This window comes from Nonomuraea sp. NPDC049400 (genome assembly GCF_044466425.1).
Lineage (GTDB): Bacteria > Actinomycetota > Actinomycetes > Streptosporangiales > Streptosporangiaceae > Nonomuraea.
Genome location: NZ_JBITMP010000001.1, coordinates 1 through 22,612 on the forward strand (window position 1 = coordinate 1; position 22,612 = coordinate 22,612).

Genomic DNA, 22,612 nt, shown 5'->3' on the forward strand with positions numbered 1-22,612 from the left:
GAGGAGACCGACCAGGACAAGCCGGTCCATCTGACCGGTGTGACCGATGACGGCGTCGCCTTCGGTATCGGCGCCTCGACTGCCGACCAGGCCGATCCTCGGGTCACCGTCGATCTCGCCACAGGCCAGGTCCAGCCCGGCGACTATGTTGTGGCTCCCTTCGGTGACTACTCCGGATACGGTCTGTTCTGGGATGACTCCACAAACACCATGGTCGCCTATCCACACGTCAAGTGACCGCACGAGTGGGAGACCGGTCACGTTCAGTGGTGCGGGCAGCCCCAGCGGGGGCTGCGCCCGTGTCCGGCACAGGTGATTCGTAGTGCGGCCGCGGCGAGCCGGTGGTGGTGATCGCGGACCGGGCCGACGTGGAACGCATATCCGTGCACTCGACTTCGGAAACTGACACCTGCTCACTGGCCGGGAACGGTGTGGAATCCCGGGTGCGAGGTGCGGAGCTGTGGGATCGTGGAGGCTTTGACGTCACGTCCTGCCCGCCGCACCCGGGGATTTGTCATGGAATTTCGGATTATGGGGGCATTGTCGGTACGTGACGGCGCCGAGGATCGCACCCCCACCGCGCCGAAGCACCGTGACCTGCTGGCGATGTTCGTGCTCAACGCCCGCCGCCCGCTCACCGTCGAGCGGCTGCGACAGCTGCTGTGGCCGCTGGAGGAGGGCGACCGGTCAGATTCGCTGATCCGCGGCTACATCGGCCGGCTCCGGCAGCTGATCGGCAAGGACGTCATCACCACCGTGTCCGGCACGTACACGCTGGCCGTCAACGACGATCAGCTCGACGTCGGTCGCTTCCGCCGGCTCGTACAGGAAGGGCTGTCCGGGCGTGACGGCGGGAAGCTGCGGGAGGCGCTGGGCCTGTGGCGCGGGCCGGTTCTGGCGGACGTGGATCCTGACGCGAGGCGCTGGGCCGAGACCGGGCGGCTGCGCGAGGAGCTCGAAGAGCTTCGCCTGCTCGCCCTGGAGCGTCGGATCGAGCTCGACCTGGACGCGGGCCGGCACCGCGAGCTGCTGTCCGAGGTGCGGGGGCTGGTCGCGCAGCACCCGCTCTGGCAGCGTTTCCGCGGCCAGTTCATGCTGGCGCTCTATCGCAGCGGGCGGCGCGTGGAGGCGCTGGCCGCGTACACGGCGCTGCGCGACGAGCTCGACGGCGGGCACGCCATCGAGCCCGACCCCGAGCTGCAGCTGCTCTATCACCGCATGCTGCACGACGACGTCATGCTGCACGTCTCCGCGGGCCCGCCGGTGCTGTTGCCGCGGGACGTCGCCCACTTCACTGGCCGCGCCGACCTGCTCGACCAGGTGTTGTCCGGCCTGGTCGTCGTGCACGGCCCGGCCGGGGTGGGCAAGTCGGCGCTCGCCGTACGCGCCGCGTGGCGGCACAGGGAGCGCTTCCCCGACGGGATCCTGTACACGGACCTGCGCGAGTCCACCCGGCCCGGCGCGATCCTGGAGGACTTCCTGCGCTGGCTCGGCTGCCCGGCCCAGGCGGTACCGGCATCGGAGGGCCAGCGGCAGCGGCTGCTGCGCACTTACACCGCCAACCGCCGCATGCTCGTCGTGCTGGACGACGCCGCCGACGAGTCCCAGGTACGGCCGCTGCTCACCTCGTGCCCCACCGTGATCACCAGCCGGTCGGCGCTCGGCGGGCTGACCGGCGCCGTACGGCTGCCGCTGGGCGTCCTGGACGACGACGAGGCCCGTGACCTGCTCGTCAAGCTCATCGGCGAGGAACGGGCGGACGACGGCGGGGTGCGGGAGCTGATGCGGTTCTGTGGCGGCCTGCCCATCGCGCTGCGCATCGCCGGATCCCGCCTGGCCACCAGACCAGGCTGGACCCCTGCCTACCTCGCGGGCCTGCTGGAGGACGAGCGCGGGCGGCTGGACCGCCTTCACTCGGGCGACCAGACGGTCCGCAGCGTGTACGCGGTCGGCTACGAGGGCCTGCCCACGCCGGCGCGCCGCATGGTGCGGCTGCTGGGTGCGCTGTCGGCCCCCGACGTCGCCGACTGGGCCGCCCAGGCCTTCGGCGACCAGGCCGACACGCTCGTGGACGCCGGCCTGCTGGAGGCGCACACCGTGGACGTGGCGGGCCAGGTCCGCTACCGCATGCACGACCTGACCCGGCTCTATGCCCGCGAGCGGCTGGTGGAGGAGGAGGGCGTGCATGCGGTACGGGACGCGCTCGCGCGGCTCCAGGCCGTCGTGATCGCCCGGGTGCAGGGGTCCCGGTTCCCGCTGGTCTCCGGTGAGCCGACCATGCGCAGCTTCGTGACCAGGGACATCAAGGAGTCGGTCGAGTGGCTCCTCGCCGAGCGCGCGTTCCTCGCCGCCCTGGTCGGCGACCTGTACGGGGCCGGGCTCGACGAGGGCGCGTGGCGGCTCGCGCATCTGCTGGGCCCGTTCCTGGAACGGCGGCGCTTCCTGGACGACTGGCGGCCGGTCGCCGAGACCGGCCTCGCGGCGGCTCGGCGCACGGGTGACGCTCGCGCCGAGGCGCTGCTCCTGCGCGACCAGGGCGACCTGTGCCGGGCCGAGGGCCGGTGGACGGAGGCGCTGGATCTGCTCACGCGGGCGCTCGGGACGTTCACGAGCCTCGGTACGTCCAGCGGCAAGGAGGCCGCGCAGGTCCGGCGCAGGATCGGCCAGGTGTACCTGGAACAGGGCCGTCTGGACGAGGCAGAACGCCAGCTGACCTCCTCTCTGCACGCCTTCAGCGGCGGGAGGTCCGGCGCCGAGGCGCAGCAGGCGCTTGGCGCGGTGCTGCGGCGGGCCGACCGCCCCGACGAGGCAGCCGACCGGCTCGCCGCCGCGGCAGGCTTCTTCGATGCTGCGGGCGACCGGCACCGGCACGCCGACACCCTGCTGGAGCTGGCCGCGGCACGGCTGGCGCAGCGGCGGGTGCCCGACGCCAGGGACTGCGCGCAGCGGGCCAGGTCCATCGCCGTACGGCTCGGCGACCGGCTGCTGGACGGGCACGCGCTGCTGGCGCTGGCCCGGGTCAACCGGGCTGAGGGCGACCGCGACGCGGCGCGCAAGCTGGCCGAGGACGCGTTCAAGATCTTCGACGGCATCGCCGACGAATCCGGCAGGGCGACCGCGCTGGACCTACTCGCCGCCCTGGTGTGACGGCCTGGTGTGACGGCCTGCTCTCACGGTTCGGCGGGGTGGTGGCCGCCGCGTTCGCGAGGAAGGGCGAGCTCGTCACATTGGACGCGGGAGCACGGCCTAGACGTCTCACACTTGGTTGAGCGGATCAGTACCGTATGGAGCATGGTTGCCCCTCTTGCCCCTGAGGATCCTCCGAGTCTGGGTGAGTTCGAGCTGCTGGGCCGACTCGGTGAAGGCGGCCAGGGAATCGTCTACCTGGCCCGCGACGCAGGTGGGCAGCGGGTGGCGGTGAAGGTGCTGATCAGGGCCGACGCCGAGGCCCGTGCCCGTCTGGCCCGCGAGCTGGCCGCGGTGGAGAGCGTGGCGCCCTTCTGCACCGCCCGCGTGCTCACGGCCGTGCCGGACGGGCCGCGGCCGTACGTGGTGAGCGAGTTCGTGGACGGGCCGACGCTGGCGGAACGGGTGCACGAGCACGGCCCCCTGCACGGCGGCGAGCTGGAACGGCTGGCCGTCGGCACCACGACGGCCCTGGCCGCCATCCACGCGGCCGGCGTCGTGCACCGCGACTTCAAACCGAGCAACGTGCTGCTCGGCCCGGACGGTCCCCGGGTGGTCGACTTCGGCATCGCCCGCGCGGACGGTGTCACGACCATGACCAGCGGACTCATCGGCACCCCTGCCTACCTCGCGCCCGAACAGCTGAGCGGCGCCCCCGCCTTGCCCGCCTCGGACGTCTTCGCCTGGGCGGGCACCATGGTCTTCGCCGCCACCGGCACCTCCCCGTTCGCCGCCGCGGGCATCGCGGACGTGCTGAACCGCATCGTCACCCACGAACCGGATCTGTCAGCGGTCCCGCCGCCGTTGCGCGGCTCGATCGCCGCCGCCTTGGAGAAGGACCCTTCGCACCGGCCGGCGGCGGGCGAGCTGCTGTCCCGCCTGATCGACCCGGTCTCCGGTGGCCGCGGCCGGTCGATCGTGGAGCTCACCAGCCTGGGCAGCCGCCTCGCCGCCGAACCGGCCGGCGATCGGGGAACGCCGGACCCGGCCGGCGGTCGGGATCTCGCCGGGGCGGCCGGTCGTGGGGACACCGCGGAACCCACCGGTCGTGGGGGCACCGCGGGACCGGCCGGGGAGCCGACGGCCCCGCCCTCCTCACGGGCCCCGGTGCTCATCGGGTGGAGCGCTGGGCGGGGCCGCCGTGCCGCGCTCGCCGTGGCGGCGGCACTGCTCGCGGTCGTGGTGGGGGCGCTCGCCTGGTTGCGGCCGTTCGGCGGGACGGGGTCCCAGGCGTCTTCACGTACCGGTGAGCCGGGCTCCTCGGCCGCCTCACGTCCCGACGCTTCCGCCCCCACCTCCACCGAGCCCTCATCGGCCTCACCGTCGGGCTCACGGGAGGTCTCGCCCAGCGGGTCGGCGAGTCCGGGGCCGTCGGCGGTCCGGGGCGGGGGGCTGCGGGTGTCCGACACGTTCGGGCGTACGGTCAGCACCGGATTCGGTACGACGGACGACGGGGAGCGTCACTGGTCGGTCGGCGTTCCGGCGAGCGGCTACTCGGTGGACGGCAAGAAGGGCCGGATCACGATGACCTCCGGAGCCGGCTCCAGCGCGTACCTGGACGGCGTGAAGGAGAGCGGAACCGACCTCAGCTTCACCTTCGCCGGCGACAAGCCCCCCACCGGTGGCGGGATCTACGTGTCCGCCGTGGGACGCAGGGTCCCGACAGTGGGGGGTTACCGGGCGCACGTGAGCCTGCGGCCCAACGGCAAGGTCCTGTTCCAGCTGATCCGCTTCGAGGCGGGCCGCAGTGAGATCGACCTCGCACAGCCACTGCGGGTCCCCGGGCTGACAGCGGGCGCGGGCATCGCGATGCGAGTACGCGTCCAGGTCACCGGCACGTCGCCGACCACGATCCGCGGCAAGGTCTGGGCCATCGGCGCGCCCGAGCCGGACTGGCTGCTCTCCGTCACGGACGCGACCTCCGGACTCCAGGTCCCGGGTGGGGCCGGCGTCCTGACCTTCTTGTCCCGTACGGCCACCGACACCCCCGTCACGGTGACCGTGGACGACCTCGCCCTGACCGCAGCACCGGGGTGACGTGCTTGGTGACCTCCTGGAACGTGACCGACTCACCGCGAGCCGACAATCCGTTCGGCCCGGAGCAGGCGATCCCGGCGATGCCGAGCCCCCGGCGCCAGATGGTGGAGCACCTGTCGCTCGCGTGCGGTGAGCAGGTCGAACGCCGAGGTGACCGGTTCGGGATACGCCGGACGAGCTCGGCCACGATGACAAGCGCCCAGCCATACGCCGTGATCGCGTTCGGCGCACTCCCGATGTCGGCCGTGAACTGCAACCACCGCCGCGCTTGCTCCTGCCCGGCGACCAGGGGTACTTCTCCCAGATGATCTCCACCATGGGTGACAACCTGGATTCGCGCAGATTCCCAATTAGGCACCCCTACATCTACCAGGGGAAGGAGAACAGCCCGTAGTAGGCCGCCGCCACCAGCAGGAGCCCGGTGCCGCCCAGCACGCCCGCCACGGCCACGTGCTGCCAGCGGCCCGGCCGCATGCCCTCACGCAGCGCGGACACGAACGCCGCCACCGCCGTGACCTCTTGAATCAGCATCAGCACGGCCAGCAGCCGCACGACCAGCCAGCCCGCCAGCACGGCGGGCCAGGCGCCCGCCTGGTTGACGGAGAACAGCACCAGCAAGGTGATGAACGCCACCACCGATGCCAGCAGGCCCAGGCCCGTCCAGGCCATCCGGTTCAGCCTGCGTCTGATCGGCGGCCACAGCGTGGCGTTGGTCTCGGCGCGGACCTGGTTGCGCCCGCGCAGGCGTACGACCATGGCCGCGACCGGGCCCGCCACGTAGCCGACGGCGGCCAGGCAGATCGTCAGCCCCAGCATCGTGCCGCCCGCGTACCAGGGGGCGGCCGGCACGTCGCTGGCCTCGAACCGCTGCACCGGCCTGGCGCCCGCCATGTGCAGCGCGGACCTGGCCGTGCCGGGCAGTCCGGTGATCCAGTTGGTGAGGGTCTCGAGATAGCCCTTGGTGAACTCGCCGCCGTTCACCCGCATGGCGTGGTCGCCCTTGGCCATGAACCGGATCGTGTAGTTGTCGTTGCCCGCTTTGTGTAGTCCCTTGATGAGGGCCTGAGTGGACTCGACGAAGGGGATCGAGGGGTCCATCGTGCCGTAGAAGGCCAGAACCGGCTGCTTGACCTCGCTCAATGCCGGCTGCGCGTCGTACCTCAGGAAGTTGAAGCCGACCCCGCCCATCGCTCTGGTCAGCAGGTCGCGGGCGCCGATCGGGGCGTGCAGCCTGAGCAGTTGCTCGTTGAGCGCCCAGGCGACCTGGCGGAGCGGGGAGACGTTCGGGGACGACACCAGGACCACGAACCCCACCGCCGTGCTCTTGGCCGCCGCGATCGGCACCACCCAACCGCCCTCGCTGACCCCCCACAGGCCGATCCGCGCCGGGTCCACCTCGGGACGCGCGCGCAGGAACTCCACCATGCGCAGCGCGTCGTCGGCGAGCAGCGAGAAGTCCCTGTGGCGGAAGTCGTAGCCGGTCGTGCGCTTGTCGAACGCCATCGTGACCACGCCCGCCTTGGCCAGGAACTCCGCCTGCGGCGTGAACTCCGTCCGCGACCCGTTGCCCGAACCCGACACGAACACCAGCGCCGGATGGCGCCCAGGCGTCAGCGGCACCCGGAGCGTGCCGTCCAGGCGCTGGCCCTCCGCCGCGATGGAGATCTCCTCCCTGCGGATGGGATCGACTGCCACCACCGGCCGCAGCTCGCTCGGCGGCTGCGCCGGAATCGACTGGAAGACTGGATCCGCCTTGAGCGGCGGCGGATCGAACGCGGGTGGCAGCACGTATCCGACCGTCGCGAGAGCCACCAGGACCAGGCCGGCGGCGACGCTCAAGGTGCCACGGCCAGTGCGCATCGGCCTCCCCATGTGGGTTGGTTTGCCCGCCGATCTTCCAGCTTACTCCCGGCCCATGAGACAGGTGAGGCCGCATTTGTCGGTGAGAGCTGTTAGCTTCCTGCGACATGCGGATCCTGCACACCTCCGACTGGCATCTGGGGCGCTCCTTCCACCGGGAGAGCCTGCTCGCCGGGCAGGCGGCGTTCGTCGACCACCTGGTGGAGACGGTGCGATCCGAGGGGGTCGACGTGGTGGCGGTCGCGGGCGACGTCTACGACCGGGCGCTGCCGCCGGTCGACGCGGTGGCGCTGCTCGACGAGGCGCTCGCGAGGCTGCGCGCGGCCGGGGCGCGGGTGGTGCTGATCAGCGGCAACCATGACTCGGCGCTACGGCTGCGCTTCGGCTCGGCGCTGTTCGAGGCCGCAGGGGTCCATGTGCGCACCTCGCCCGACCTCGCCTGGGAGCCGGTGCTGGTGGACGACGTGGCCTTCTACGGCATCCCCTACCTCGAGCCCGAGCTGGTCCGCGCCGCCTGGGAGCTGCCCGACCGGAGCCACACGGCCGCGCTCACGTACGCGATGGACCGCATCAGGGCCGATTCCGCGCGCCATCGCGCCTCGGTGGTGCTCTCGCACTGCTTCGTCACCGGCGGGCAGGCCAGCGACAGCGAGCGCGACATCAGCGTGGGCGGGGTGGCGCATGTTCCGCTGCCGGCCTTCGACGGGGTGTCGTACGTCGCGCTGGGCCATCTGCACGGGCGGCAGCGGATGTCGCAGACCGTGCGTTACTCGGGCTCGCCGCTGGCCTACTCGTTCTCGGAGGCCGGGCAGGTCAAGGGGTCGTGGCTGGTCACGCTCGGCTCCGAGGTGGAGGAGGTGGAGTTCGTGCCGGCGCCTGTGCCCCGGCCCGTCGGGCGGCTGCGGGGCGAGCTCGAGGCCCTGCTGACAGACCCGGCACATGCCGCGGTCGAGGATCACTGGCTGCAGGTCACGCTCACCGACGCCGTCCGCCCAAAATCCGCCATGGACCGGCTGCGCGCCCGTTTCCCCCACACCCTCGCCCTCTCCTTCGACCCGGTCGGCGCCGCGACCGCCGCCCAGCCCGTACGCCTCAGCGGGCGTCCTGAGGCGGAGGTGGCCCTTGATTTCGTCAGGGAGGTCCGCGGCGAGCCTGCCGCACCTGAGGAGGAAGACCTGCTAAGACAGGCCATCGAGGCGTCGAGGGTGAAGGAGACGATGGCGTAGATGCGGCCGCACCGGCTCTCGCTGACGGCGTTCGGGTCCTTTCCCGGCTCCGAGACGGTCGACTTCGACGCGCTGGCCGAGGCGGGCCTGTTCCTGGTCCACGGGCCCACGGGGGCGGGCAAGACCACGATCCTCGACGCGCTCTGCTTCGCCCTCTACGGCCAGGTGCCCGGTCAGCGCAACAGCGCCCGCAGCCTGCGCTGCGACCACGCCCCGCCCTCGACCGGGCCCTCGGTCACGCTGGAGGTGTCCATCCGCGGCCGGTTACTCCGCATCCAGCGCTCACCGGCCTGGCAACGTCCCAAGCTGCGCGGGACCGGTTTCACGGAGGAGAAGTCCAAGGTCGTCGTCTCCGAGTGGCAGGGGGCCGAGTGGCACGGGCTGACGACCAGGCTCGACGAGGCGGGCGATCTGGTGGGCGGGCTGCTGGGCATGAACGCCGACCAGTTCTGCCAGGTCGCGATGCTGCCCCAGGGGGATTTCGCCAAGTTCCTGCGCGCGGACGGGGATGATCGGGCCAAGCTGCTCGAGCGGCTGTTCACGGTGAAGGTCTTCACCCAGGCCGAGTCGTGGCTGGCCGAGCACCGGAAACTGGCGTGGCGGGAGGCGCAGGAGCTCCGGCAGCAGGTGGACTTCGCCATCAAGCGGGTGGAGGAGGCGGCGGGCGACGACCTGCACGGTGGTGTGTCCGCCGGCGATGGCGCCGCGGGCGGGGACGGGGCCGACGCCGGGGTGCCCACGCCCGAGGAGGACCCCTTGCGCTGGGCGGGAGCGCTGCTCGAAGCGGCGCGGGCAGTCGTGACGCGGGCCGATGAGCAGCACGAGCCGGCCGGGCAGGCGTTGCGTTCGGCGCGGGTGCGGTTCGAGCAGGCCGCCGCCCTCGCCGACCGGCAGCGCCGTCACGCCGAGGCGCTCACCCGGCGCCACATCCTCGACGAGCGGGCGGATGAGCGGGCCGACTTGCAGGCCATCCTCGACGACGCCGCCAGGGCCGATCGCGTGCTGCCTCTCATCACGGTGGCCAGGCAACGTTCGGAGGCCGCCACCAAGGCACGCACCCTGGCCGCCGACGCCCTCGCCCGAGCCCGCCCCCTCCTGGCCCGCCAGGCGGAGCGGGAACGGCAGCCGGGCGACGCCACCGGCCTCTCGCCGACCTCAAGTCGTCACTCAAGCACGTCATCCCTGGCGGGCGGTCCTGCGGCGGCTCAGTTGGCGGGGCTGGAGCGGGAGCGGCAGGCGGAGATCGCGCGGTTGTCGGAGCTGCTCACCGAAGAGGCCAGGCTGTCGGTGGTCCGGCGCGACCTGCTGCGCGTCGAGGCGGAGCTGGCCGAGCTGGTCGGCGCCGACGAGGCCGTCGGCGCACGGCTGGCGGTCCTGCCCGGCCTCATCGAACAGGCCGAGGGCAGGCTGGCCGAGGCGCGGATGGATGCCGCCAGGATCCCGGCCGCGCAGGCCGTACGCGATGCCGCCGCCCACCTGATCGAGATCGACGACGAGCTGGCCAGGCTGGCCGTGGAGCTCGACGCGCTGGCACAGCGCGAGGCCGAGGTGTCGGCCGCCGAGGCCGAGCTGCCAGGACGCATCGCCGCCGCCGGCGCGGCGCTGGCGGAGGTGCAGGCGCAGGCGGCGGCCATCCCGGCGGCGTCCGCCGGCCTCGACACAGCCAGGGCCGCGCTGGAGGCCACTCACCGCCGCGAAGCCTTGGCCGTGGAGCTGGAGGCGGCCGTCGCCACCCACCAGGCGCTCGTTGACCACGCCCAGACCCTGCGCGAACGCTGGCTGGACCTGCGCCAGGCGCGCATCGACGGCATGGCGGCGGAGCTGGCCCGCGACCTGTCCGAGGGCCGGCCCTGCGCGGTCTGCGGCTCCGACCACCATCCTCACCCCGCCTCTCCCGCCCCCAGCGCGCCTTCGCCGGAGGACGAGCACGCAGCCGAGAGCGCCCACGAAGCCGCCCTGGCCGAACGCGAGGCCGCCGAACGCGCCCTGGCCTCCCTCGAGTCCCGGCACGCCGACGCGGCCGAGGTCACCGAGGGTTTGGACGTCGAGACGGCGCAGGCGCAGGTTCTGGGGGCCGAGCAGGAGCTGGCCCGTCTCCAGGCGGTGGCCGGCCGGGAGCCCGCCCTGGCCGCCGCACTCGACCGCATCGAGAGCGAGCGCGAACGGGTTCGGGATCAGGCCAGGGAGGTCGCCGAGGGACTCGCCGCCCACCGCGCCCACCGCACCCACCTGGAGTCCGAACGCGCCCGGCTCCTGACCCGCCTCACCCAGGCACCGGTCCCAGCCGACGGCTCCACGCAGCCGGCTCTCGCGGCCGGGCGCGTCAGCGCTCCCGAGAAGGACGGCCCCGGCTCGCTCGACGGCGCCGATGCGATGCCGCGAGAGCTCGACGGCGAGGACGCGATGTCCGGGGAGCTCAACGGCGCCGATGCGATGCCTGGGGAGCTCGACTACGCGGGTGCGGCGGTGCAGGCGGCGGCTGCGCGCGATGCGCAGGGCGAGGCGCTCGAAGGAGAGGGCTCCGTGCAGGCGGCCCTGGACGGCCCCACGGTGCTGGACCGGGCCGAGCGCGAGCTGCGCAGGCTGCGGGCGTCGGCGGGCAACGAGCCGGTGCTGGCGCGGGAGGCGGCGGCGCTCAGCCGGGAACGGCTGGAGCTGGAGGAGCGCGGCCGGCGGGTCGCCGCCCGGCTGGCGGCCTGCCGCACCAGGCATGAGGAGCTGAGCGGCGACGCCGGGCGGCTGAGCGCGCGGCTGGACGCGGCGCGGGGCGACGATCCCACCCTGACCGCGCGCCTGTCCAGGCTGCACGACGAGGCCGAGCTGCTCCGGGAGGCGCTGGAGGCCACGCAGGCGGCGATGGCGGCCGGCGACGAGCTGCTCAGAGCCGGGCAGGCCGCGTCCGAGGCGGCCGTCGAGGCGGGGTTCGCGGACGTGGCGGAGGCGGAGGCGGCGTTCAGGAGTCCGGCCGAACGGGAGCGCAAGGCCGAGGCGTTGCGGCGGCTGGACGACGAGCAGGCCGCCGTCACAAGCGTGCTGGCCCAGCCCGAGCTGATCGCGGCCGCCGCCGAGCCCGCGCCCGACCTGGCGGCGATCGAGGGCGAGCGGGACCGGCTGGAGGCGGCGTACACGCGGCTGTCGAGCGAGCGCGACCGCGCCGTGGCCAGGGTGCGGCGGCTGGAGGAGCTGCACGGCGAGCTGGCCGGGCGCATCGAGCAGTGGCGACCGGCGGCCGAGCGGCACCGGCTGGCCGAGCGGATGGCGGCCCTGGCCAGCGGCACGTCCAGCGACAACCAGTGGAGCATGAGCCTGTCGTCGTTCGTGCTGGGGGAGCGGCTGCGGCAGGTGGTGGACGCCGCGAACGAACGGCTCGACCACATGTCGTCAGGGCGTTACCTGCTACGGCACGACCTGCGGAAGACGGCGGGGTCCCGGGGGCGTTCGGGCGGCGGGCTGGGGCTGCGGGTGGCCGACGGGTGGACCGGCGTCGATCGCGACCCGGCCACACTGTCCGGCGGCGAGAGCTTCATCACCTCACTGGCGCTGGCGCTGGGGCTGGCCGACGTCGTCACGGCCGAGGCCGGGGGCGCGGAGCTCGGCACGCTGTTCGTGGACGAGGGCTTCGGCACCCTGGACGAGGACACCCTCGACGGCGTGCTGGACATCCTCGACGGGCTGCGCGACGGCGGGCGGGCCGTGGGCATCGTCAGCCACGTCGCCGAGCTCCGGTCGAGGATCACCGCCCAGCTCAAGGTCACCAAGACCCGCACCGGCTCGACCCTGGCCCTGGCCGGGGTGGGCTGAGGGACCCGCGCTAGATTGCTCGCACCGAACCCGTTAAGGAGCAGAGCTCATGCGCGTCGTCGTCACCGGAGCCCACGGCAAGGTAGGCCGTGCGGCCGTCAAGGCGCTGGCCGAGGCCGGTCACGAAGTGACCGGCGTGGACCTCACGCGTCCCGTCTTCGAGCGGCCCGAGCCCGGCAGGCCCCGCTACCAGCAGGCCGAGCTGACCGACGCCGGGCAGGCGTTCGCCGTGGTCCGCGGGGCCGACGCGGTCGTGCACGCCGCCGCCATCCCCGACCCCACCGCCAACCCCCCGCACGTGGTCTTCCAGAACAACCTGATGGCGACGTTCAACATGATCGAAGCCGCGGTCCGCTTCGGCGTCTCCCGCTTCGTGAACATCTCCAGCGAGACCGTCCCCGGCTTCTTCTTCCCCGAGCGCCCCTTCCTGCCCGACTACGCGCCCGTCGACGAGGAGCACCCGATCCGGCCGCAGGACCCGTACGCGCTGGCCAAGCACTTCGGCGAGCAGCTCATGGACGCGGCGGTGCGCCGCTCGGACATCAGGTGCATCTCGCTGCGGCCGAGCTGGGTGCAGCACGAGGGCAACTACGAGCGCAACCTCGGCCCGCAGGTCCGCGACGTCTCCGAGATCGGCGCGGGCCTGTGGAGCTACATCGACGTGTACGACCTCGCGGACGCGATCGTCCTGGCCACCGAGTCCGGCCTGCCCGGTCACGAGGTGTTCTACATCGCCTCGCCGGACAACGCGGGCGGGCACGACTTCGCCGCCGCGCTGCGCGAGCACTACGGCGACCGGATCGAGCTGCGCCCGCTCGCCCGCAAGGACGCCTCGGGCATCTCCTGCGCCAAGGCCCACCACCTGCTGGGCTGGAACCCGAAGCGCTCCTGGCGCGACTATCTGGACGAGAACGGGCGTGCCCGTCAGGGGTGATGAGAGAGCCTAATCGCCCTCGAGAGAGCTGATCAGGCCGGGCAGGGCGGCATGGTGGTGGAAGACGGTGGCGCCCAGTCCGGTGAGGCGGGAAGCGGGCGTGAGTCCGCCGGCGAAGGCCAGGCAGCGCATGCCCGCGCTCATCGCCGCCGTCACCCCGAACGGGCTGTCCTCCACCACCACGCACCGCTCCGGCTCCACCCCCATCGTGGCCGCCGCGTGCAGGAACAGGTCCGGCGCCGGCTTGCCCCTGGCCACGTCCTCGGCGCTGAACACCCGCCCGGCGAACCGCTCGGCCAGCCCCGTGAGCTCGAGGCTGCGGCGGATCGTGCGGTGCCGGCCGTTCGAGGCCACGCAGGTCGGCACGGTGAGCCGGTCGAGCGCCTCCTCGATGCCGTCGACCGCGCACAGCTCGGCCTTGACCGCGGCCGTGTAATCGGCGATGAGCTGGTCGCGCCAGCCCGGCGGCGTCTCGCCCACCTGCTCGTCCCAGTACTCGTTGGCGCACCCCACGAACCGCTCGGCGTACTCCGCCTCATCGATCGACCAGCCCAGGCGCCGCAGCGCCGCCGTGCCCACGCGTACGGAGATCGGCTCGCTGTCCACGAGCACCCCGTCGCAGTCGAAGATGACCAGATCGACAGCCAATCCCGTTCCTTCCCAAGGTGATATTTCGCGGGTGATAGCTTCTCTGTATCGCTTTACAAGACGCAAGTCCGCATAGTGAGACCAAAGATGACAACTTCCCCCGATATCGCGGCCCCCAGCCGGTCCAGGATCGCGGCCGCCAGCCTCATCGGCACCGCGATCGAGTTCTACGACTTCTACATCTACGGCACCGCGGCGGCTTTGGTGCTCAATGCCGCCTTCTTCCCCAAATTGGACCCGGTGGCGGGCAGCCTGGCCGCGTTCGCGTCGTTCGCGGTGGCGTTCATCTCGCGCCCGCTCGGCTCTGCCGTGTTCGGGCACTGGGGGGACCGGGTCGGCCGCAAGTCGATGCTGGTCGTGTCGCTGCTGGTGATGGGGCTCTCGACGGTCGCGATCGGGCTGCTGCCCGGCTACGCGGCCATCGGCGTGGCGGCGCCGGTGCTGCTCGTGCTGCTGCGGTTCACGCAGGGCATCGGGCTCGGCGGCGAGTGGGGCGGCGCGGCGCTGCTGGCCACCGAGCACGCGCCGCCCGGCAAGCGCGGGCTCTACGCGATGTTCCCGCAGCTCGGCCCGTCGGTCGGCTTCATCATGGCGAACGGGCTCTTCCTGATCCTCGGCGAGGCGCTCAGTGACGAGGCGTTCGGGTCATGGGGCTGGCGGCTGCCGTTCGTGGCGAGCCTGCTGCTGGTGGTCGTCGGCCTGTACGTACGTCTCAAGATCTCCGAAACGCCGGTCTTCCAGGCGGCCATGGACCAGCACCGGATCGCCAAGGTGCCGTTCGCGGGCCTCATGCGGCACCAGTGGCGGCGCGTGCTGCTCGGCGCCGGCGCCATGACCGTCGCCTACACGCTCTTCTACACCGCCACCACCTACTGCCTGGCGTACGGCACCACCACGCTGAAGATCCCGAAGACCACCATGCTCGCCCTGACCATGATCGGGGTCGTGTTCATGGGCGCGGGCACGGTGGTCTCCGCGATGGTCTCCGACCGCCTCGGTCGCCGCCGCACCCTGATCGCCGGGACAGGCGCGGCCGTCGTGTGGGGACTGGTGATGTTCCCGCTGATGGAGACCGGGTCGGTCTTTCTGACCGGCGTGGCCCTGGCGGGGGCGCTGGGCCTGATGGGGCTGATCTTCGGGCCGATGGGCGCGTACCTGCCGGAGCTGTTCAGGACCCAGTACCGCTACAGCGGCGCCTCGGTGGCCTACAGCCTCGGCGGCGTCCTCGGCGGCGCGGTGCCGCCGCTGGTCGCCACCAGCATGCAGGCCAGCGGTCTGGGCGTGACGGCCGTCGGCGGGTACGTCGCGGCGATGGCCCTGCTGAGCCTGCTCTGCCTGCTGGCCCTGCCCGAGACGGGCGACGGCACCCTCTAAGGGTTCTCGTAGCCCGGGAACAACAGGGACAACTCGCGCGGGTACGCGGCGATCAGGCGGAGCTCGTCGTCGGTGAGCGGGCGGCCGGTCATGGCGTTGCAGAGCTGCACCAGCCGGAATGCCAGGTCCTCCTCGCGGACCTCCACCCCCAGCCCGTCCATGACGTGCCGGAAGCCCGCCTTCCCGCCGTACTCGCCGGTCAGCACGACCCGGCCGTCCCGCGCGTGCCAGTCCTCGGGGAACGGGCCCAGCGTGGCCTCGTCGTACAGCTCGTAGTTGCCGTGGTCCTTGAGCGCGCCGTCGGCGTGGATGCCGCTCTCGTGCGCGAACGCGTTCCGTCCCACCCCGACCTGGTTGTACGGCAGCGGCTGCCCGAACGCGTAACTCGCCCACAACGCGAATCTGCGGGCCCACGACAGGTCGAGCGCGTCGCCGAGCTCCGCGTCCAGCCCGAAGCCGTGCTGGAAGGCCAGGATCGTGGCGAGCAGGTCGGCGTTGCCGGAGCGCTCGCCGATGCCGTTCACGCACGTGTTGATCCAGGCGTCCTGCCCTGCCTCGAGGTCGCCGAGCGCGCCCGAGACGGAGTTGGCCACGGCCATGCCCAGGTCGTTGTGGCAGTGGGTCTCGACCGGCATCGCGACGGCGGAGGCCAGCTTGGCGAAGCGCTCGCGGATCCTGTCGGGCGTGTCGCCGCCGATCGTGTCGCAGTAACGCACCCGGTCGGCGCCCGCCTCCTTGGCCGCCAGCGCGAACTCCAGCAGGAAGCCGTCGTCCGTCCTCGAGCCGTCCTCCGCGTTCACCCCCACGGTCCGCGCGCCCGCGGCCTTGGCCGTGCGCACGGCGGCCGTCATCTCCCTGATGATCGCGTTCCTGTCCAGGCGCCCCCGGAACTTGTTCTGGATCATGTAGTCGGACGTCGAGATGGACAGGTTGTAGTGCTTGAGCCCGAGCGGGGCCGCCTGCTCCACGTCCTGCGGCACGCCGCGGCACCATCCGGACAGCCGCAGGCCGCCGAACGCCCCCGCCTCGGCCAGCGCCACCTGCGCCTTGACGTACGGGACCTCGTGGAACAGGAAGGGGAATCCGATCTCGGACTGCGCCACCCCGAGCTTGGCCAGATAGAAGTTGACCATGGTCTTGCCGAACTTCGACAGGCCGGTGCGTGCGGTCTGCACGCCGTCCCGGTTGGTCACATCGAGGAAGTGAACTTTTGGCATGCCCTCACGTTGACACGCTCTCTCAACATGGATCAATATTGATTTTCATCAACATTGAGGGGTCATGGTGGAGTGGATCGACGCGGCCACGGCGTCCGCACGCCTCGGGGTCAAGCCCGCCACGCTGTACGCGTACGTGAGCCGGGGAGTGCTGCAGCGGCGGCACAGCGAGGACGGGCGGCGCAGCCTCTTCTCGGCGGAGGAGGTCGAGCGCCTCGCCCGGCGCGGGCGTCCCCGCAACCAGCCGCCCGAGCTGGTGATCGAGTCGGGCATCACGGCCCTCGGCGTGGACCGGCCCTACTACCGGGGGCTCGACGCGCTGGAGCTGGCCGGAACGAGCGACTTCGAAACGGTCGCGACCTGGCTCTGGACCGCCGATCCTGCCGGCGGCAGCGAGGCGCGGAACCCAGGATCGGTGCCGTGGCGGTGCGAGCCGGACGCGCTGGTGGCCGCTGTGGCCGCGCAGCGCGGGCTTCCCGAGGACCTCCTGCCCCTCGACCGCCTCCAGGTGATCACTACAGTCCTCGGCGCGTCCGATTCCCTCCGCTACCAGCTGGACCCCGCCTCCGTCGCCGCCACCGGCCGCCGCATGATCGCGGGCCTCGTCGACGCCCTGCCACAGCTCAGCGAGCCCCAAGGCGGGTCGATCGCCGAGCGCCTCTGGTCCCGCCTGTGCCCGCGGCCCGCCACCCCCGCACTCCTCGACGCCCTCCAGGCCGCCCTGGTCCTGCTCGCCGACCACGAGCTCGCCGCCTCCACCCTGGCCGCCAGGGTCGCCGCCTCCGCCAAGGCGGACCCGTACGCCGTGGTGCTGACCGGGCTCGGCGTGCTCGGCGGCCCCCTGCACGGCGGCGCGTCGTACGGCGCGGAACGCCTGCTCGCCGAGGTCGCCGAGCCGCACCAGGCCGCACGGGAGATCGGCGAGCGGGTGCGGCGCGGCGAGCGCATCCCCGGCTTCGGCCACAGCATCTACAAGAACGGCGACGGTCGCGGCGGCCTCCTGCTCGACCTGGTCAGCGAGGCCGCGCCAGGGCACGAGCGGCTCGTCGCCGGAAGGGCCGTACTGGAGGAGATGCGCAGGCGCCGCCTCCCGGAGCGGAACACGGACTTCGCCCTCGCCATCCTCACCGCCGTGAGCGGCATGGTGAGCGGCGCGGGCGAGGCCATCTTCGCGGTGGCCAGGGTGGCGGGCTGGCTGGCGCACGCGATGGAGGAGTACGGCCGAGGCACCCTTCTCCGCCTCCGCGCCTCCTACACCGGCCCGCCGATCAAATAACCGGCGGGCGCTACCGCTCCGTCAACCGGCCGTCCTGTCGACGTACGCGGCCAGCGCCCGCACCCGTTCGGCGTGCTGGTCGTGCCCGACGATCACCGGCGGCTCGTTGTACGGCATCGCGTCCGACGACCGCCGCAGCTTGATGTACTGCCCGCAGGCATCGATCGCGTACGGCTCCATGTCGTCCTGGAGTGCCCCGATCACCGTGATCCCGTACGTCTCCCCGATCCGCCGGAACAGCGCCACCGCCTCCCTGCGGTGCTCCTTGCCCAGGTTGCGGCCGAGCTCGTCGAGCACCAGGCACAGGTGTCCGCCCCCGGAGGAGGCGATGGCCGCCGCGCACACCAGCTTGACGGCCTTCTCGTCCATGAGCGCGGTGTTGGCCCGCCGGTTGTACGGCACGAACCCCTGCCCCTCGCCGCGCCGCCACTTCGGCGTCACCCGCCACTGCCAGCGCTGCTCGGGGTCGGCGGGCGCGGGCGGCACGGGGAACTCCAGCGTGGCCCCGTAGCCTCCGTAAGAGGTGTCCAGCTTCTCGAACTCCTCGGCCACCCGCGTGAGCCGCGCCTTGATCGCCGCCGTCAACGCCGCCCGGTGCACGGCCGTCGACTGCGCCGCCTCCTCGGCGCCGCGCGCCGCCGCCGCCAGGTCACGCTGCCTGGAGACGACCTGGGCCTCGATCTGGCGCCGCTGGTGCCGTTCGTACTCCTCCTGGCCCCGCAGGTAGGAGGCCAGCGCCCCGCACACCGCCGCGAACGTCGCCTGCTCCCGCGCCGCGCTCCCGCCCCGCTCGCTCAGCAGGAACCGCAGCTCCTCCGGGATCTCCGCGTCCTCCTCCGGGAACGTGTCGCGCAACGCCTGGTCGAAGTGGCGTTCGGCGATCCGCCACCATTCCTCGGCCGCGCGCGGTCGTTCCTCCTCCGGGAGCGCGCCGAGCCATTCGCGGGCCGTCTCCACCGTGCCGCCCCAGTCGGCGGCCAGCCCGTCGAGCTTGAGCGACTCGCGTTCGGCGCCGACCTTGGCCTCCTGGTCGCGGGCCTGCGCCCGCTCGGCCTCGTGCCGGTGGCGCCGCCCCTCCAGGCGTTCGATCTCCATGTCCCTGGTCCTGGCCCGGAAGTCCAGCGCTCCGGTCTGCCGCTCGGCCTCGGCGACCTTCGGCGCGACCTCCTCGATCGCGGCGTTCAGCTCGGCCAGCCTGTCCCGCCGCTCGGCCAGCTTCGCCTCCAGCTCGGCCAGGCGCACCCCGGCCCTGGCCCCTTCCAGCCGCCGCTGCGCCTCGGCGACGGCTTCCTCCCCATCGCGTACGGCCTGCGCCGCCGTCTCCTGTACGTCCTTCGCGCGGTTGAGCCGCTGCTCGGCGGCCTTGATCCGGGCCTCACGCCCCGTGGCCACCCCGTCGAACGCCCCCACGACGCTCACCCCGGCCGAACTGACCAGCACGGACCCGGGCAACGCGGCCAGCGCGGCGGCGGCGGCATCGAGCTGCGCCGCATCCACGATCACCGCATGCTCGTTGGGCCACCCCCGCAGATCGCCCAGCACCAGCCCACCCGACGGCCCGCCGACGCCGCCCGGCGCTTTTCCATAGCGTGCCTTGAGGGCCGCACCCAGCGCCTCGACGTCCCGCGCCTCGGCGTCACCCGCCCCGCCGGCCTCCACACCGGCGGTCCTCCCACGCAATGCCTGGTCGTGTCCCGACGACATGGCGGCGTCGTGGGGCTGGTCGTGCCCTGGACTCTGGCCGTGTCCCGGAGTCTGGCCGTGCCCTGGAGTCTGGGCGGCGTCGCGGGCCTGCTCGGCCACGTCGAGGGCGTCCAGCAGGCCGGTCGCGCCGACCCCGGCCGCCGCCAGCGCGTTGAGCTGCGCCGCCGCCGGACCGCCCTCGGCGTCGTCCAGCGCCGCCTGAGCGGAGGCCACCTCCTGGTCGGCCACCCCGAGCCCCTTGAGCGCCTCGTTGAGCCGCAGCCGGACCTCTCCCAGCTCCCGCTCGGCCGTAGGCACGTCGCGCCCGTCCGCGAACCTGCGCCTCTCCTCCAGCGCCGGAATCAGCCCGCGCAGCTCGTCGGCGGAGTTCTCGGCCACCGCCCGGTCGGCGTCGAGCTTGGCCGCCCGCGCCTGCAGCGCCGCCAGCTCCTTGCGGGCCTGCGAGACCTGCCTGTCGAGGGTGTCCTCCCGCAGCGTGGCGATCTCCGCCTTGACCATGGCGATCGCCTCGGCGGCCGCCTCACCGGCCGCGTGGTGCCGCTCCAGGTCGGCGGCCAGCGCCTCGTCCTTCGCCGCCGCGTCGGCCAGCTTGCGTGCCTGCCTGCCCCGCCAGCACCGCAACGCGTCCGCCAGCCGTACCCTCGCCTGATCACGCCGGTCGAACGTGGTCAGCAGCGCCTTCGACTCCGACTCGAACTCCGCCAGCCGCTCGGCCGCCTGCGCCGCGCGCACCCGCTTGGCGTGCTCGTCGCGGCGGGCCTCCCGCTCCTGCTCCAGCTCGGCATCGAGGCCGGTGAGGGCGGCGATGGCCTCGAAGACCCGCTCGGGGGAGATCTCGTTGAGCGGCTGGGAGAGCAGGTTGGTGGCGACCTTGCTCCGTACGGACGTGGACAGGAACGACACGCACCTGACCCGGTCGCCGTAGAGCACCTTGGTCAGGTCGCGCGCCACCACGTCCCGCCTACCGGCCGACTTCGGCAGAGACGCCCAGATCTCGTCGGCCCGCGCCACCCGCTCGGCCTCGGACGGGGACGCCGCCAGGTGCACCCCCTCGCGCCAGCGGATCTCCAGGTGCGGCGCCTCCTGGTTGACCTTGAGCCACACGGTGAGCGCCCCACCCGAGGTGTCGGGCACCTCGAACAGCTCCCCGCTGAGCTCGCCCCCGGCCACCTGGCTCTCGAGCACGAACTCGGCCTCCTCCGCGTCGTCCGGCGACTCGGAAGCCGTGGCGGGAGCATCGCCCGCCTGCGGGGGCGGCCCGGAAGCGGCGTCGCCCGATCGCTGGAGGTCCAGGTCATAGGGGGCGAAGCCCTCCATGCCGGGCGGACCGAAGACGCCCACGATGTAGCCGTGGTCGGCGCTCGCCCACTGGCGGGCTCCGGCGCCGCTGGCCAGCTCGGCGTTGAAGAGCAGCTCGGACACCGCCTTCGCGCCCGAGGCGAAGCGCCACTGCTCGTCCCCGAGCAGCGCCGTGATCGAGGCGATGAACGACGACTTACCCGCGCCGTTGGAGTCCTTCGGCCCGGCGCCGGCCACGACGATGAGCGTGCCGGGGACGGTGGGCACCGGATGGGTCGAGAGCCGCGAAATGTTGACCGCCTGCATGGCGATCAGCACCCGGTCTCCGACGACGTTCTCCATCTGTGACACCTCTGACCCCCGTAGTCCTTCCATTCGTCCTGACGCTGAACTCGCCGCACTCGGCTGTGATCACTTCGCCGATCTTCGAGCTCGTACGGCGGCCGCCAGCGGCGTGTTCGGCCCGGCCGCCAGGATCAGCTCCTCCTGCAGGCGCCGCCTGGCCGCCGGAGTGAGCCGGTGGAACTGCGGCCCCGGCACGTAACCGCCCGCCTCCTCACCCGCCTTGACCTGGCCCAAGAGCCCCGAGTGCCGCAACGCCCGCAACGCCGCCTCCAACTCGCCGATGGGCAGCTGGGTGTGGCGGCGCAGCTCGTCCACCGGTGTGGGGTGCGGCGACAGCCAGGAGTCCTCGGGCAGCAGCCCTTCGGCCCTCGGGATCGCAACGGAGTGCACCAGTACGAGCGTCAGCACCGCCCGCTCGCTCACCCCCAGCCGCGCGCCCGCCGAGCCGCCACCGCTCGGACCTGACGGCCGGACCGCCTGCCGGGACCCCGGGGCACCGCCCGAAGCACCGGCAGCCGCACCCACTGCGGCGGTGCCGGACACGTCGCCCGCAGTAGTTGTGCCGGGCACCTTGCCCGCTTCGGCCCTGCCGGTTGCGTCGGCTGCCGGACCTCTACCGGTCGTGTTGCCCTCCCTGAGCGCGCCGGGCACCTTGCCCGCCTCGGCTGCGCGGGTCGCATCGCCCGGCTCCGCTGCATCGATCTCGCCCGCCCGGTCGGCCGCCTCGACGGCTGCGGACGCTGCGTCTGCGATGCCGCCACCACCCTGGCCGGTCGGCGAGGGCTCGTCCGACGGGGTCGGGTCGGTGCCAGGGGATGGCTCGTGCGTGGCCTCGGCCTCGGCATCGAGCCTCGTCAGCGAGGCGGCGTGGGTGTCGTCATAACCGGAGGTCCAGCGGTCGCGGTGCTGGATCAGCGTACGGCCGCGCCTGGTCAGCATCTCGCCCAGCGTGTGGCGCAGCGCCGGGTCCCGCAGGGCGGCGAAACGCGCCTCCTGCACCGGCTCGGCGGCGTACTCCACCGCCATGAACGCCGCCACCAGCTCCGCCCGCCGCCGCTCGTCGTAAGCCCCCAGCAAATCGTCGAACTCCGCCGAAGAAGCGGCCTCGACCCGCCCGCCGGCTCCCTCAGGATCGGTCTCGGCGGCGGCCACGATGTCGGCGTCACCCACCACGGTGAGCTCGGGGCGTTCGGGATCGGGCAGGCGGCGTGCCAGCTCCTGCAGCTGCGCGTGCGACTCGACCGGCCACAGGGCGCAGCGGGGGCCGAGCACGACCACGCCGTCGTCCATCACGATCCACGCCGAGTCGTGCAGTCGCCGCAGCGCGCCGATCGCCCAGTTGCGCATCAGGTCGTCGGTGCGGCCGATCAGCGCCCGGTATGTGTCGAGCACCAGCTCCATGGGCGCGGGCTGGCCGGGCCACGGGTCCACGGACAGGTCGGTCCAGCAGCACTTGAGCACGGCGGCCAGCACCCGCCGGGTCTCCCCGGACCGCTCCACCGGGACGGGCGCCACCTGATACTCCTCCAGCAACGACGGCGTCACCCCGTCGGGCCACAGCGGCAGCGCCTGCCCCGTGGAGTCGGGACGCGTCAACCGCACCATCCCGGGCGGCGCCGGCACCCCGGCATCCAGCCACAGCGGCCCACCCGACCGCGCCCGCACATGAGCCACGGCGGAAGACTGGCCCTGCGCCCGCACATGA

General features: G+C 72.8%; 13 protein-coding genes. 8 read left to right on the forward strand and 5 right to left on the reverse strand.

All coding sequences use genetic code 11. From position 1 onward, the window contains the following. The 3 genes from ACIBVN_RS00005 to ACIBVN_RS00015 form a co-directional block, all read left to right on the forward strand. Nucleotides 1–237, forward strand: a 237-nt coding sequence (locus ACIBVN_RS00005; protein ID WP_397130900.1) for a hypothetical protein, incomplete at its 5' end; no start/stop codon positions are given. Nucleotides 238–516: 279 nt separating this feature from the next. Further along, nucleotides 517–3,147, forward strand: coding sequence for a BTAD domain-containing putative transcriptional regulator (locus ACIBVN_RS00010; RefSeq protein ID WP_397130902.1), 2,631 nt, complete (start codon nucleotides 517–519; stop codon nucleotides 3,145–3,147). 144 nt (nucleotides 3,148–3,291) lie between these two features. Then, the gene (locus tag ACIBVN_RS00015; protein WP_397130904.1) at nucleotides 3,292–5,223 is read left to right on the forward strand and encodes a protein kinase; all 1,932 of its coding nucleotides are present in this window, start codon (nucleotides 3,292–3,294) and stop codon (nucleotides 5,221–5,223) included. 366 nt (nucleotides 5,224–5,589) lie between these two features. Here ACIBVN_RS00015 and ACIBVN_RS00020 read toward each other — a convergent pair whose 3' ends face one another. Next, complete coding sequence (locus tag ACIBVN_RS00020) at nucleotides 5,590–7,083, reverse strand: alpha/beta hydrolase family protein (protein WP_397130906.1); 1,494 nt, start codon at nucleotides 7,081–7,083, stop codon at nucleotides 5,590–5,592. Between the two features lie 107 nt (nucleotides 7,084–7,190). Between ACIBVN_RS00020 and ACIBVN_RS00025 the strand changes: the two genes are divergently transcribed. From ACIBVN_RS00025 to ACIBVN_RS00035, 3 genes are read left to right on the forward strand one after another with little or no spacing between them, the layout of a single operon-like run. Further along, nucleotides 7,191–8,309, forward strand: coding sequence for an exonuclease SbcCD subunit D (locus ACIBVN_RS00025; protein WP_397130908.1), 1,119 nt, complete (start codon nucleotides 7,191–7,193; stop codon nucleotides 8,307–8,309). Further along, nucleotides 8,310–12,110 (forward strand): AAA family ATPase, encoded by a 3,801-nt coding sequence (locus ACIBVN_RS00030; protein ID WP_397130910.1) that lies wholly within the window; start codon nucleotides 8,310–8,312, stop codon nucleotides 12,108–12,110. It abuts the gene before it with no gap. A gap of 49 nt (nucleotides 12,111–12,159) precedes the next feature. Beyond that, nucleotides 12,160–13,044 carry an NAD-dependent epimerase/dehydratase family protein gene (locus ACIBVN_RS00035; protein ID WP_397130912.1) on the forward strand — a complete coding sequence of 295 codons (885 nt, stop codon included), beginning with the start codon at nucleotides 12,160–12,162 and terminating at the stop codon, nucleotides 13,042–13,044. Nucleotides 13,045–13,053: 9 nt separating this feature from the next. Here the strand turns inward: ACIBVN_RS00035 and ACIBVN_RS00040 are convergent, their stop codons facing one another. Continuing rightward, entirely contained in the window at nucleotides 13,054–13,692 is a 639-nt protein-coding gene (locus ACIBVN_RS00040) for an HAD family hydrolase (RefSeq protein ID WP_397130914.1), read from the reverse strand. A gap of 87 nt (nucleotides 13,693–13,779) precedes the next feature. Between ACIBVN_RS00040 and ACIBVN_RS00045 the strand changes: the two genes are divergently transcribed. Beyond that, complete coding sequence (locus ACIBVN_RS00045) at nucleotides 13,780–15,066, forward strand: MFS transporter (protein ID WP_397130916.1); 1,287 nt, start codon at nucleotides 13,780–13,782, stop codon at nucleotides 15,064–15,066. Here ACIBVN_RS00045 and ACIBVN_RS00050 read toward each other — a convergent pair. Continuing rightward, nucleotides 15,063–16,283 (reverse strand): LeuA family protein, encoded by a 1,221-nt coding sequence (locus ACIBVN_RS00050; RefSeq protein WP_397130918.1) that lies wholly within the window; start codon nucleotides 16,281–16,283, stop codon nucleotides 15,063–15,065. The genes ACIBVN_RS00045 and ACIBVN_RS00050 overlap by 4 nt on opposite strands. Before the next feature lie 64 nt (nucleotides 16,284–16,347). Here ACIBVN_RS00050 and ACIBVN_RS00055 point away from each other — a divergent pair, with 64 nt between their 5' ends. Beyond that, complete coding sequence (locus tag ACIBVN_RS00055; RefSeq protein WP_397130920.1) at nucleotides 16,348–17,559, forward strand: citrate/2-methylcitrate synthase; 1,212 nt, start codon at nucleotides 16,348–16,350, stop codon at nucleotides 17,557–17,559. A 21-nt stretch (nucleotides 17,560–17,580) separates the two neighbouring features. Here ACIBVN_RS00055 and ACIBVN_RS00060 read toward each other — a convergent pair whose 3' ends face one another. Together ACIBVN_RS00060 and ACIBVN_RS00065 are read right to left on the reverse strand one after the other, a co-directional pair. Continuing rightward, a complete protein-coding gene (locus ACIBVN_RS00060; RefSeq protein WP_397130922.1) occupies nucleotides 17,581–20,904 on the reverse strand; it encodes a chromosome partitioning protein ParA in 3,324 nt (1,107 codons plus the stop codon). Between the two features lie 69 nt (nucleotides 20,905–20,973). Then, nucleotides 20,974–22,581 carry a hypothetical protein gene (locus ACIBVN_RS00065; RefSeq protein ID WP_397130924.1) on the reverse strand — a complete coding sequence of 536 codons (1,608 nt, stop codon included), beginning with the start codon at nucleotides 22,579–22,581 and terminating at the stop codon, nucleotides 20,974–20,976. Nucleotides 22,582–22,612: the final 31 nt, after the last annotated feature.